Origin of the sequence: Burkholderia mycopellens, assembly GCF_964265025.1 — a bacterium.
Taxonomy (GTDB): domain Bacteria; phylum Pseudomonadota; class Gammaproteobacteria; order Burkholderiales; family Burkholderiaceae; genus Burkholderia.
On record NZ_OZ183804.1, the window covers coordinates 658,190 to 671,006 of the forward strand.

At 64.4% G+C, this 12,817-nt stretch carries 11 protein-coding genes; 5 read left to right on the forward strand and 6 right to left on the reverse strand.

Annotation, left to right across the window (positions count from 1 at the left end; all coding sequences use genetic code 11):
- Positions 1–187: 187 nt before the first annotated feature.
- Together ACPTTC_RS36905 and ACPTTC_RS36910 are read right to left on the reverse strand one after the other, a co-directional pair.
- Complete coding sequence (locus tag ACPTTC_RS36905) at positions 188–1,309, reverse strand: DUF2827 domain-containing protein (protein ID WP_423396225.1); 1,122 nt, start codon at positions 1,307–1,309, stop codon at positions 188–190.
- Between the two features lie 371 nt (positions 1,310–1,680).
- Positions 1,681–3,567: a tetratricopeptide repeat protein gene (locus tag ACPTTC_RS36910; RefSeq protein ID WP_423396226.1), complete on the reverse strand. Its 1,887-nt coding sequence runs from the start codon at positions 3,565–3,567 to the stop codon at positions 1,681–1,683.
- Positions 3,568–3,839: 272 nt separating this feature from the next.
- Here ACPTTC_RS36910 and ACPTTC_RS36915 point away from each other — a divergent pair, with 272 nt between their 5' ends.
- On the forward strand, positions 3,840–4,313 hold the full coding sequence (locus ACPTTC_RS36915) for a hypothetical protein (protein WP_423396227.1): 474 nt from the start codon (positions 3,840–3,842) through the stop codon (positions 4,311–4,313).
- A gap of 134 nt (positions 4,314–4,447) precedes the next feature.
- On the opposite strand, the gene ACPTTC_RS36920 is transcribed toward ACPTTC_RS36915, so the two are convergent.
- Both ACPTTC_RS36920 and ACPTTC_RS36925 read right to left on the reverse strand, forming a co-directional pair.
- A complete protein-coding gene (locus ACPTTC_RS36920; RefSeq protein WP_423396228.1) occupies positions 4,448–5,446 on the reverse strand; it encodes an ABC transporter substrate-binding protein in 999 nt (332 codons plus the stop codon).
- Positions 5,447–5,492: 46 nt separating this feature from the next.
- Positions 5,493–5,837, reverse strand: coding sequence for a DUF3088 domain-containing protein (locus ACPTTC_RS36925; RefSeq protein WP_175220519.1), 345 nt, complete (start codon positions 5,835–5,837; stop codon positions 5,493–5,495).
- Positions 5,838–6,323: 486 nt separating this feature from the next.
- Here ACPTTC_RS36925 and ACPTTC_RS36930 point away from each other — a divergent pair, with 486 nt between their 5' ends.
- From ACPTTC_RS36930 to ACPTTC_RS36940, 3 genes are all read left to right on the forward strand, one after another.
- Positions 6,324–7,508 carry a porin gene (locus tag ACPTTC_RS36930; protein ID WP_423396229.1) on the forward strand — a complete coding sequence of 395 codons (1,185 nt, stop codon included), beginning with the start codon at positions 6,324–6,326 and terminating at the stop codon, positions 7,506–7,508.
- A 115-nt stretch (positions 7,509–7,623) separates the two neighbouring features.
- Entirely contained in the window at positions 7,624–7,914 is a 291-nt protein-coding gene (locus tag ACPTTC_RS36935; RefSeq protein WP_423396230.1) for a hypothetical protein, read from the forward strand.
- Positions 7,911–9,098, forward strand: a complete 1,188-nt coding sequence (locus tag ACPTTC_RS36940; protein WP_423396231.1) for an LLM class flavin-dependent oxidoreductase — start codon at positions 7,911–7,913, stop codon at positions 9,096–9,098. The genes ACPTTC_RS36935 and ACPTTC_RS36940 overlap by 4 nt, the downstream gene beginning before the upstream one ends.
- 62 nt (positions 9,099–9,160) lie before the next feature.
- On the opposite strand, the gene ACPTTC_RS36945 is transcribed toward ACPTTC_RS36940, so the two are convergent.
- Both ACPTTC_RS36945 and ACPTTC_RS36950 read right to left on the reverse strand, forming a co-directional pair.
- A complete protein-coding gene (locus tag ACPTTC_RS36945) occupies positions 9,161–10,378 on the reverse strand; it encodes an acyl-CoA dehydrogenase family protein (protein ID WP_423396232.1) in 1,218 nt (405 codons plus the stop codon).
- Positions 10,379–10,644: 266 nt separating this feature from the next.
- A complete protein-coding gene (locus ACPTTC_RS36950; protein ID WP_423396233.1) occupies positions 10,645–11,610 on the reverse strand; it encodes an SDR family NAD(P)-dependent oxidoreductase in 966 nt (321 codons plus the stop codon).
- A 139-nt stretch (positions 11,611–11,749) separates the two neighbouring features.
- On the opposite strand from ACPTTC_RS36950, the gene ACPTTC_RS36955 reads away from it, so the two are divergent.
- Positions 11,750–12,670 (forward strand): AraC family transcriptional regulator, encoded by a 921-nt coding sequence (locus ACPTTC_RS36955; protein ID WP_423396234.1) that lies wholly within the window; start codon positions 11,750–11,752, stop codon positions 12,668–12,670.
- Positions 12,671–12,817 lie beyond the last annotated feature (147 nt).

Below are 12,817 nucleotides of genomic sequence, written 5' to 3' on the forward strand. Positions count from 1 at the left end.
GAAGCCGGCAGCGCTGTGCCGCAAATACGGCATCCAGGAATGCGGCCTGCTACAACCGGAACGCGATCGCCGGTTGAACAACACTCAGGGTCTCCGCCTGCGCCAACGCTTCGGCCAGCGTGTCTGCGTCGCGGTCCATTCGCGTCAATCAACGACGTACTCATTCCACCACGACAACCCATTTATTTCATTCAAAAAGACCGACGAGCAACCTGTCATACGCCTCGATTTGCCTAGGATTTGTTGACAAAAATCTCCCGATTACTTCACGCTGCCGATTCTTATAATCCTGCCAATTTTCATCGTGAGATTCTATCGCCTGCCGGAGTCGAAGGCCGCCCTCTTCCACATCATTTCCATTATAAAAATAACCGAGCTCACGACAGAGGCCGGCGTTATGGACCATCGCATAACCGTTCCAGCAAACATCGAAATAGAAATAATTCAATGCAAGCCCCCATTGATGGGATATCACAATATCGGTAAATTCAGAAAGAAATTGAGGGGTATTATGATAGCCGACAAAGCTTATTTTCGAATCCCTCACAAGATCCAGGTGGTGCGCAATTCCGATAAATTCCGGGCTGCCATTTGCAAGATGTTCCGTGTTCGTCGCATGCACGTAGGATATCCGTGCACCACATTTCCGATATCCCAACTCAGCGATCAAGAGTGGATAGAGGCAAAACTTGGTAACGTCGATATTCGGCTCCATGATGGATAACCTTTTGGGTTGCCCGGTTGGACGATATTCCCCGCGATGCGGGAGAGCGGCCGATCGCTCTTCAACGCACATCGGATCCCAAACGAACGGTACCTCGCGAACAGGCTGGCGTCGCAATACGCTGAAGAAGCCTGCGCTGGTCTCGGCAACTTGCGGGATGATCCATACTTGATCATAACGTTGATTGATGAATACCGTTTCCGCATGCCGTCTGCCAAAAATCATGGCCTGCATCATGTGCACGTATTCCGGACCGCAACAGTAGCTCACGACTTTTGCGCCGCGCGCCTGCAGATACGCGGTTTGCGCCGAATCAATCTGCCCACCGAGTTCGATCAGGACATCAAGCGAGTCTTTCGCATCGTCGAACGAGCGTATTGGAAACTGCGTGGTGTCCCATGGAAGTTCCGACGTGATCTTGACGTTCGTCGTGTTGACGAGGGTGACCTGATGGCCAAGAGGCGAGTGTTGAAAAAGCCTCATTAGATACAAGGCGTTCTGCTTGATGCCGTTGACCCAAAGACTCTCTGCCGCATGATGTAGGCCAATTGTAATGCCGATACTGAGTGAGCGTGCCGAACTCATGAGAGGTTCTCCAGTATGCACATTCAATAAAGAGCTAGATCATAGCTCTCCACTTGTTTCGAGCTGTCAAGAACTGTCAAAATACGGCAGGCGACTCGGGACGGTTGACCCTCCCTCGTTTTCACCTACAGCATGTCTTGCAGTGGCGCGTAGGGTTTCGTATTCGAGGGAGTGCGCAGTCGATTGCAATAGCCTTATGACGCGCCGTCTTGACGATTGGCGTGCTCTGGCCGGCCGGGACCGCTGAGCGACGGCGCCCGATAGCCCAGCCGGTACGCTCGAACAGACGGTTCCGCTGCGCTCGGGAGCGCATCATCATGGAATGCGGCGGCCCTCGCCAGACGGTACTGCCGAAACGACTGCAGGTCCGCCTAGAACCGCCGATCCAGTTCTTCCCGAGGTACCGCGGATACGCGCAATGCATCTCGTTCGGCACGAAGGTGCTCGAGGGCACCCGCGACACGCTCGACGACATCGCTCCACCGCCCCGGCTCCGATTGGCGGAACAGCCGCGCCCGCGGATACCACGGCGAATCGTCCCGATCCGCGAGCCAGCGCCAGCAACCGTCGAAGCGCGACAGGATCCAGACCGGCGTGCCCAATGCACCTGCCACATGTGCGACCGACGTATCGACGGTGATCACGAGATCCAGATGGGAGATGATCGCCGCCGTGTCCGCGAAGTCGCGCACATGCTCCATCGGGTCGACAGGGCGAAGCGGCGACGGAATCGTGTCGATCTGCCGGCGGGTCGTTTCGCCCTTCTGCAAGCTCACGAAACTCACACCCGGAATCCGCAGCAGGGGCAGATACGCGCTTGCCGGAAGCGAGCGGCGGCGGTCCGTCGCGTGTGCCTGCGCCTGGTCGGGTCGCGGATCGCCGGCCCAGACCAACCCGACCTTCAAGGCGGCTGACGGCACGCTGCTCCGCCAGCGCTCGACGAGCGCTGCCGGCACATGCAGATAGGGCACCGTCGCGGGTATCGTGTCGAGCGTCGTTCCGCAATGCAACGGCAGACTCATGATCGGGACCGCGTAATCGTGTGCAGGAAGCGCCGCCGCCTCGTCGAGCCCGACACAACGATCCACGCCGTCGGCCGTTGCGATCAGGCGCGTCAATGCGGCCGGACACACCACCGTCAGCGTCGACAATCCGCGCTGCTTGAGCAGCGGCAGATAGCGCGCGAACTGCACGACATCGCCGAACCCCTGCTCGGGCCAGACGACAAGCGATTTCCCGTCGAGCGGTTCGCCCTGCCAGAGCGGCGCGGGCAAGCTTGCCAGAACGCGATTCGACGACGCGTCGCCCCAGTGCGAGGAAGGCTGAAAGCGCGCCTCGTAGTGGCGCCATCCTTCTTCGTACTGCCCCATCGCCAGCAACACCAGGCTCAGGTTGAACGTGGTCGGCACGCGGTCATGATCGAGCGTCAGTGCGTGTCTCAAAGCGGCGGCGGCCTCATCCAGCCTGCCGACCTCATGCAGCAGACGGCCCAGGTTGTTCCACACCTCCGCGAACGACGGATCGTATGCGAGCACTTCGCGGTAACACGATTCGGCTTCAGCGTATCGTCGCTGCGCGAACAGCACGTTGCCGAGATTGCCTCGCGCTTCGCGGGAGCCGTGTTGCAGCGAAACCGCGCGCCGGAAACAAGTCTCGGCCTCCGGCAACCGTTCGAGCTGGTGAAGCAACGCACCGAAACTGTTGAGCGTCGCTGCGTCGTTCGGTTCGTGCGCAAGCGATGCCCGATACTGCTGCTCCGCTTCGTCGGATCGCCCGAGCGCCTGAAGCAGCATGGCCAGATCGGCATGAACCACGGCATCGCCCGGGCGAGCGATCACGGCATCGCGCAAGGTGCGTTCGGCTTCGGCGTCGCGGCCCGTGAACCGCAGCAGCAGGCCGAGCCTGCGCAGCGCCGGACCATGCCCCGGATTCGACGCCAATACGCTGCGGTAGCAGGCCTCCGCCTCATCGAGGCGTTGTCCGTCGTGAAGCAGCAGGCCGAGATTGAAACAGGCGTCCACATTGTCGGGACGAATCTCGAGGGCCCTTCGGTAGCAATGTTCCGCCTCGCCTGCATTGCCTTCCGCTTCGAGCAGAATACCGAGATTGTTCAGCGCCTCGGTGTGATCGGGGCAGAGCGAAATCACCGCCCGGTAATGCCGCGCGGCATCCGCCACCCGCCCGGCGTGATGCGCGGCGACGCCTGCTGAAAATTCCGCGTTTGCCGCGCCGACGCATTGTGCGTCACGGCCCGTCACGTTGTGTTCGCTCATGTTCGATTCGATGGGTGACGCGTCGCCATTGCCATCGGTTCATTAAACCCGTGCCCCGCTCCGGAACCCGCCCGGCAGGCCCGGAAACCGACCAGGGTCATATTTCGTGCCGGAACGGCGACGCATGCAGCCATGCCGGTCGCGCAGCCTCAACTCGTTGCCGACATCGACGAGATTGCCCGATTTTTATCACGGCGCGATATCCCGATGCAGCATAAAAATGCAGTCCCACCCGGGACATTTGTTAAATAGCTTGAATGACCGCCAACGGGCCAACGATTTGCCGTACCATCCGGCCGTCATTCTGGCCAATGTCGGACGCGGTCGACCAACCGTGGGCAACGGCCGTGGTTTTTTATTTTCGGGCGCTCGAGCCGGGCACCGATTTCATTCGAACGCCAGGACCGATCATGTTTCAGTCCCCCGGAGATTCATTCGTCAACGGTTCATTGCTCGGCTTGTGCGTCGAGGTTCCGCTTGCCGCGATCGTTTCGCTGGCGATGCACGGCGTCGACTGGAACGGACAGCGCATCGCAATGCTCATCGCCACGCCGGTGCTGATCGCATGCATCGCCCTGCTGACCCGCCCGGTCGCCTTCAGCACGGTATGGAAGCACAAACGCTCGCCGTTCCTGCTCGACGACAATGTGCGCGCATCGATTTACGGCCGGCTCTGCGGGATTGCAATCGGCGTCGTGTTCGGCATCATGGTCGCGACGACGTTCGCCTGATCCGGTCACACAGGATCGCCCGACGAGATTCGCGGCTGGCGTGATGCCTGGTTCACGCATGGAAAACAGCGCTTTCGAAAGCGCGTGTTCGCCTGATTCGCCCAATCACTCGGCCGCCTTCTCATTGCCTCCGATCACGTCGCCGCCACCAGCGCGTTGAACGACGTATCCCAGAGCGGCGCAACATTGGCCGGACCATCCAGCACACCGATCCGCGCGAACACATCCGCGACCTGCTGATGCTGCGCCACCACATCGGGCGTCACCGGCAGCAGCGCATAGTCTTCGCTGCGCTGGTCGAACATCGCGACGAGATCGGCAACCGGCACGCGCGTCTCGCGGTTCTGCGCAAGCGCATAGTCGCGGAAATGCCCGTTCGCCCACGCATACGCGCGCCGGAATCTCAGCAGCAGATCACCCGTCGCCGCGCGACGGCGCGCATCGTCGAGCGTGCGCGGGTTCGCATAGACCGGAAAGTTGCCCGACAGATAGCCCTTCCCCGTCTTCAGCACGCGCGCGCCGTAGCGATTGCGCGCAAGCTGGCCGTTGTAGCCGTAGATCGCCCATGCGTCGATGTCACCGCGATCGTATGCAGACAAGCCATCGGTCGGCGACAGGTTGATCGGCTGGATGTCGTCGAAGCCCAGGCCCGCCTCCGTGAGCTGGCGATACAGGAAGTAGTGCGACGTCGTCGCACGCACGTACCCGACGCGCTTGCCCTTCAGATCCGCGATGCTGCGGATCGGCGTGTCCTTGCGCGCGAGCGTGACCTGGTTATTCAGGTCTTCGCGCACACGAGTGATGAGCCGCACGTTGGCCTTCTGTCGCGCGGCGAACACGGCCGGTATTTCGCTGCCCGAGCCGATGTCGAGCGCGTCCGCGTTGAGCGCCTCGATGTGCAGCACGCCGTTGTTCAACTCGCGCCAGTCGATCCGGTACGGTGTGTCGGCCAGCCCGGCCGCCTGCAACAGCGCGCGCCAGCCGCCCTTGTAGGTCGCGACGCGCAACGTGGTGCCGGTGAAATCGGTGCTGACAGCGGGGGCGGCGAACGCTGCGTTCGTGGCCCATGGCGCCGCCACGACTGCGGCGCCGGCGAGCAACAAACGGCGCCGCGCCGCCGAAATTGAAGACATCGGATGCTCCTGTCGGTCGATCAACCGGGAAGTGAAAACCGTCGCGTCAATGCAGCACCGGAAATCCGTGGCGCTCGGCCAGCAGTTCGAGGATGCGGCGTGCGTCGGTGACGAAGCGCACGTCGCCGAGCGTCCGTGCGTCGTCCGGCGCTGGCTGGTCGCGACCGAGCACGAGCACCGGCAGCCCCTGGTGCGCATCGTCGAGCGCGTCGATCACCGCGTGCCGCGGCCGCTCGAAGCCGACGCGTTTCACGTCGATTCGACCCGCGCGATCGGGCGCGCTTGCCAGCAGCCCTTCGATCGACAGTCCATGGGGGCAGACGAAGCGCTGGCCCGGATGCTTCGGATCGGCAAAGCCTGGCTCCAGCAGAAACAGCACATCGCGACTCATGACAAACGACTCCCGTGTTCGTTGTTCAGCCGGGACGAACGCACACTTGCGCGCCCTTCCGTTCCCGGAGCATGCCGGCCCGAGGCCGGATGCCCGACTCTACCGTCATGCGTCGCGCGGCCCTACCAACGTTTTGCGGAATCGATATGCGGGCGCATGTAGCGCATCGGCCGCCCGCCGCACAGCGGGCGTTGCAAAAAAACATCGCGCGCCGGGCCGCCTGTATTGCGCATATCGAACGATTTCATCGATCGATATGACGGCGCCCGCAACTATCCGGCGCTCGACGTTCGCCGTTCGCGCGATGCGTTCGCCGCAGCATGGGTAGCGGACGCGATCGCGGCACACATGCCGGACTTGCGGCAACACACATTGCAAATCGGCCGCGCAGCGATTTACAAACCACGGATCGACCGTTCATTGGCACGACCGTCGTCAATAGCATCGTAATCCTCACAGAGGTACCCATAAAAACAGAGGATAGTCATGATCAAAAAATCGGTAGTCCTGGGTTTGGTTTCGATCGGTTCGGTCGGCGCGCATGCGCAGAGTTCGGTCACGTTGTACGGCGTCGTCGATGCCGGTTTCGCTTATACGAACAACCAGGGTGGCGCGAGCAACATCCAGCAGACGAGCGGCAAGCTGAGCGGCAGCCGCTGGGGCCTGAAAGGCGTGGAAGATCTCGGCGGCGGCCTGCAGGCGGTCTTCACGCTCGAAAGCGGGTTCCGGCCCAGCGACGGCGGGCTCGGCCAGGGCGGCCGCCTGTTCGGCCGCTCCGCGTACGTGGGCCTTGCCAAGTCGGGCATCGGCACGCTGACCTTCGGCCGCCAGTACGAGCCGATCACCGACCTCGTCGCGCAGTACTCGGGGTCCGGCTTCTGGTCGCCGGCCACGCACGTGGGCGACAACGACAACATGAACCAGAGCTTCCGGCTGAACAACGCGGTGAAGTTCCGCAGCGACACGATCGCCGGCTTCACGGCCGACCTGCTCTATGCGTTCAGCAACCAGGCCAACGGTGGCGCGGGCACCGGGTTCTCGAACAACAACGCATGGGGCGCGTCGGCGAACTACGTGAACGGCCCGTTGTCGGTGGGCGCCGGCTATGTGCGCATCAATCATCCGAATTCGACGTCGAATACGAGCGGCGCGGTGGGCGGTGCGACCACCACCACCGGCAACGACTACAGCGGCGCATTCTTCTACGGGCTGAACGGCGGCGTACTCAAGCAGCAGATCGGCGTGGCAGGCGCGAATTACGCGCTCGGCCGTGCAACGCTCGGCTTCGCGTGGAGCCACACGCAGCTCGACTATCTCGACGGTTCGTCGCGCAAGTTCAACAACTACGACGTGAACGCGCGTTACCAGATCACACCGGCGGCCACGCTGATCGGCGTCTATACGTTCACCGACGGGCGCGCGAGCGGCCTGCCGGGCACCGGCGGCCAGACGCTGAAGCCGCGCTGGCACCAGTTCACGCTCGGTTTCGACTATGCGCTGTCGAAACGCACCGATCTCTACCTGTCCGGCATCTACCAGCTCGCGGCCGGCGATCCGAGCACGGCAACGGCGGGCGGCTATCGTGCGATCGCGGCGATCTCGAACATCGGCAGCGCATCGTCGACGAACCGTCAGGTCGCGCTCGTCAGCGGGCTGCGCGTGAAGTTCTGACGGCGCGCGCACCGGGCGCGGCGCCACGTGATAAGCAAAGCGGGATTCGTTGTTTGCCGTGCCGTGCCCGGTTGCCGAGAATGGGCGTTTCCCCGCGCGCGATACGCGTTCGACCGTGACCGACTTCCGTTTCCGTCACCGCGTGCCGCGCAGCAGCCGGCGCGCAACTCTGCGCCAGCTCGGCAGCGGATGGGCGGCGGTGAGGTTGCCCGTCGGCGGCACGCTGGCGAGCCGGCCGCTCACCCTGCTCGATCCATTCGACGTGCGGCTGCGGACGCGCGCGTCGGGCGCGCCCTTGCTGTCGCCGCCCGACGGCGCACCCGGGCCGCACGAACGCGATGTGGTTCGCCTCAGCACCCGCCGTTGCCGTGCGGTGCGTACCCAACCCGCAAGGAAGCCCTCATGAGCGACACCGCCCTCGCCACCCCGGTCGCGCCATCGTCGTTCGTCGACGTGCGCTCGCCGGCGGATTTCCCCGACAGCCCTGTGTCACGCGTCCTCGCGCAGCCACTGATGCTCGGGCTGTTCCTGCCGATCCAGGCCGGCGGCTGGAGTGCGTCGACGCTGCCGCGCACGACGGACTGGACGTTCGACTACAACGCCGACCTGGTCGCGCGCGCGGAGGCGCTCGGCTTCGATCTCGTGTTCGCGCTGTCGCAGTGGCTGCCGAAAGGCGGCTACGGCGGCGTGTTCGACGGCCACGCGCTCGACTCGTTCATGACGCTGGCCGCGCTGACCGCGCGCACCGAACGGATCATCCTCGTCGCGACGAGTCACGTGCTCTACGGGCCGTGGCATCCGCTGCATTTCGCAAAGTTCACCGCCACGCTCGATCACATCTCGCGCGGGCGCTGGGGCATCAACGTCGTGACCGGCCACCGCGCAGTCGAGCACGAGATGTTCGGCTGGAACCGGATCGAACACGACAGGCGCTACGAAATGGCGGCCGAATTCCTCGATGCGGTTCAGCAGTTGTGGGCGCAACCGGACAATTTCAGCTACACGCCCGCGCTGTCGAGCTGGCGGTTGGGCGGCGCATTCGTCACGCCGAAGCCGCGCTACGGCCGCCCGCTGCTGATCAACGCGACGGGCTCCGATGCTGGCATCGATTTCGCCGCACGCTATTCGGACATCGTGTTCGTCACGAGCCCGGCCGGCCCGGATGCCGAACGGGCGATCGATGCGCTGCCCGCGCATACCGCACGCGTGAAGGCAGCTGCCACGGCGCGCGGCCGGGCGATCCGCACGCTGCTCAACCCGCTCGTGATCTGCCGCGAGACGGCGGCCGAAGCGCGTGCGTACCGCGACGCGATCGTCGCGCATGCGGACGAAGGCAGCTTCCACCGTTTCGACAGTGACGCGCATGCGTGGCGAGGCGGCTTCGAACAGCGCTCACAGGCGGCCGCGCGGGCCATCGGCGGCAATATCTCGATCACCGGCTCGCCGGAAGAAGTCGCCGATACCATCGTGCGGCTGCACCGCGCCGGCATCGACGGCATCCAGTTGAGCTTCTACGACTTCAAGCCCGATCTCGACTTCTTCGGCGCACGCGTGCTGCCGCTACTGCGCGACGCCGGCCTGCGGCGCTGACGTGAGGCAGTGGAGGTGTCGCGTACCGTGGCGCGCGTGCTCGCCGAAATGACACGGCCGCGTCAGAACACGCGGCCTTCGGTGAGGTGCGTCGTCACGCCGTTCAGCTCGTAGTCGCCGATCACGCGCGCCTTGTGCAGCAACGGGTTGTGGCTGAAGATCGTGCGCAGGTTGCGCCAGTGCCGGTCGAGGTTGTGTTCGCGCGCCGTCGCCGACGCGCCGCCGACTTCGAACAGCCGCTCCGCCGCATGCAGCGCAAGCTTGCTGACGACGAGTTGCGTGCGTGCCGTTGCAAGCGCGCTGTCGAGCACAAGGGCATGCGCATCGGCGTCGCCGGCTTCGATCGCGTCGGCGGAACGGTCGAGCGCCCGCGCGTTTTCGCGCACGAGCCCGTCGATCGCGTGGCTGTGCGCGGACAGCTCGCCGACGACCTGCTGGATGAAATGATCGTCTCGTGCGGTGGGCGCCGGGCTGTGCAGCACCGGGCGGCCGTGCGCGAGCACATAGCGGCGTGCATCGGCAACCACGTTGCGCACGATGCCCGCGCCCGTCGCGACGAGATGCAGTTGCCGCAGCGCGCCGCAATGGCGGCCGACCAGCGTCGAACCGTCGCGCACGGCCACTTCATCCGCGAATACCTGCACGTCGTCGAGCAGCAGGCTGCCGCTCGCAGTCATGCGCTGGCCCATGCCGTCCCAGTCGTCGAGCACCTGCACGCCGTCCCGCGCGACGGGAATGATCACGGCGACTGCGTCGCCCTGCTCGTTCTCGACGTTGATGCGCGCGAATTCGGCAAACGCGGTGCCGGTCGAATAGTATTTGCGGCCCGTCACGCGATAGTGATCGCCATCGCGGCGCAGCACGGTGGTGTTCTCGCCGGGCCGCGACGTGCCGCGCTCGGTCGATGCACCGCCGAATATCGCGCCGGCCCGCGCACGCTCCAGCTGCACGTCGTTGAACGGCGTGCGCGGCGACAGCCGCAGCGTCTCGATCTGGTCGTAGTGGATCCGCAGCGCGTGCGCGAGATTCGAATCGGCGGCGGCCAGCGTCGTGATCGTGTCGAACAGATCGACCAGCGTGCCACCGAGGCCGCCGCGCCCAACCGGAATCCGCAATACGCCCAGCGCCGAGCGACGGAAGATCGCGAAACCCTCGAATGGCAGTTCGCGGCGCGCCTCGCGTTGCGCCGCATCCTGCCCGATCGCGTTGGCGAGATCGGGTAGCGCGGCAAGCGCGTCGCGCAACGTGTCGCGCGGATCGACGGCATCACGGGCAGTCATTCGGCAGGTCCTTGTACGAGAAGAGCGGGCGCTGCGTCGCGCGATCGCGGGATGCGCGAATCGCTGCTTGCGCAGCATCGCAAAGTATAGGGACGCACCTGGCACGCGGGAAAAACCGATTTCAGCTTACGTTATACGTGCGCCGGGATTGATCGCGGAAATGCGCCGCGCGCTTCGCCCGCCCCGCGGATACGCAGCCACACGGGGGCCCGCACCGGCCGCACGACCCTGTCGCTGCCGGTGCATCCGCCATGCGCGCTCGGGTGTCAACGGCGCGCCGCAAAGGCGTCGATTCCTGTCAGCGCCGCGGACCACGCCCACAGACGCGCCGCTTCCTCCGGATCGATCGCATGCGGCCGCACGCCCGATTCCTCGCTTCCGGACGTGACAACCGCGACGTCGCAATCCTCGCAATAGACACCGCCGATCCCGGCCAGGCGCGGCGACGTCGCCGCCCATACCTGGGTTGCCGCGCCCTGGGCAGGCGTCTTGAAGGTCGGATCGATTGGCACGCCGTGTTCGTCCACCCACCCTTGCGCCATCATCTCTTCGCGTGTCAGATGACGCTGCAGCGGTGTCGCGATCTTGCCCGGATGCAGCGAATAGGCGCGGACACCGAACGGGGCGCCGAGCCTGTCGAGCTGCACCGCGAACAGCGCGTTGGCGGTCTTCGACTGCCCGTACGCCAGCCATTTGTCATAGCCGTGTGCGAACTGGACGTCATCCCAGCGAATCGGTGACAGCCGGTGCCCAAGCGACGACACCGCGACCACGCGGGCGCCGTCGCCTTGCGCGAGAACGGGCCACAGCCCGTTGACGAGCGCGTAATGGCCAAGATGATTGACCGCCATCTGCGCTTCCAGGCCGTCGCCGACCCGCGTCTCCGGGCACGCCATGATGCCCGCGCTGTTGATGACGATGTCCACGTCGCGGCGCGCCGCGACGAACCGCGCCGCGAATGCCGCCACGCTCGCGAGATCGGTGAGGTCGAGCGCCGCGATCTCCACACCGTCGATGCCGCGCGTTGCTTCGCGCGCGGCATCGGCGCTCCGTGCGCCGACGACGACGGTCGCACCGGCTTCCGCCAGCGCGCGCGTCGTTTCCAGGCCGAGACCCGAATGGCCGCCCGTAACGATCGCGGTCTTGCCGTGAAGGTCGAGATCGGCCAGTACGTCGCCTGCCGTCGATGCAGCGCCGAATCCGGAATGAAGGGGATGTTGCCTGCTCGTCATTGAAAGCTCCTGGAACGATGTGTGAAGCACGCGCCCGCCTGTCGGCCGCGTTACTGCACGAGGTCATTCTCCGGCGACGCCCCCGGACTGTGAATGCAATAGAATCCGGTTTTTCGTCGAGATCGTCCGGAGCTTGAGCGTGGATCCCCTATCGGAAGTGCTGTCGCTGCTGGAAACCCGCGATTCGTATTTCACCGGCCTGAGAGCAGGCGGCGAGTGGGCGGTGGCGATTCCGCCACCCGAAGGAATCAAGTTCAACGCGATTGTCGAAGGAAGTTGCTGGCTGACCGTCGACGGCGCCGGATCGCCGATCCAGCTGCGCACGGGAGACTGCTTCCTGCTCGCATCGCCGCGGGCATTTTCGCTGGCGAGCGATCCCTCGGTTACGCCGGTGCCTGCCGCCAACGTGTACCTGAACGTCGAACGCGGTATCGCGCACTATGGCGAACCGGTGAACTGCTTTCTGATCGGTGGCCGCTTCTCGTACGAGGAAGGCATGCCGCTGCTGCTGGGCAGCCTGCCGCCCGTGGTCATCGTGAGCGGCGACTCCGAGCAGGCGGCGGTGTTGCGCTGGGCGCTGCAGCGGCTCGCGCATGAATTCGGCAAGCCATCGCCGGGGGCGTCGCTGATGGTTCGACATCTCGGTCACATGATGCTGGTCGAGATCCTGCGGCGCTATGTGGACGACGGCGCGAACAGCGATGTCGGGTGGCTTGCCGGGTTCGCGGATTCCCGGGTGAGCACGGCACTCGTCGCCATTCATGCGGAGCCCGCGCGACGCTGGACGGTCGATGAACTCGCGACCTGCTGCCACGTATCGCGTTCGACGTTCGCGCTGCATTTCAAGCGGCGGCTGGGGTTCGGGCCGCTCGAGTACGTACTGCGCTGGCGCGTGCAGCTCGCGATGCGGGAACTACGACGCTCGAACGCGTCGATATCGGCGATCGCGCAGATGCTTGGCTACGACTCGGATAGCGCTTTCGGACACGCGTTCAAGCGCATCGTGGGTTGCTCGCCCCGCGCGTATCGCCATGACTTCGCGAGCGAATCGGGCGATTAGCGTCATCCTCGGGACGCTACCGCTTCTGTTGGCGCGCCAAACCCGTTTCAGTTACGCACGCGATGCTGCCATTCCTCGACAGGATTCATTTCTATCACGGCCATCAGGATAAGTATAATTATCACAATAGCACGATCATAAACTCAA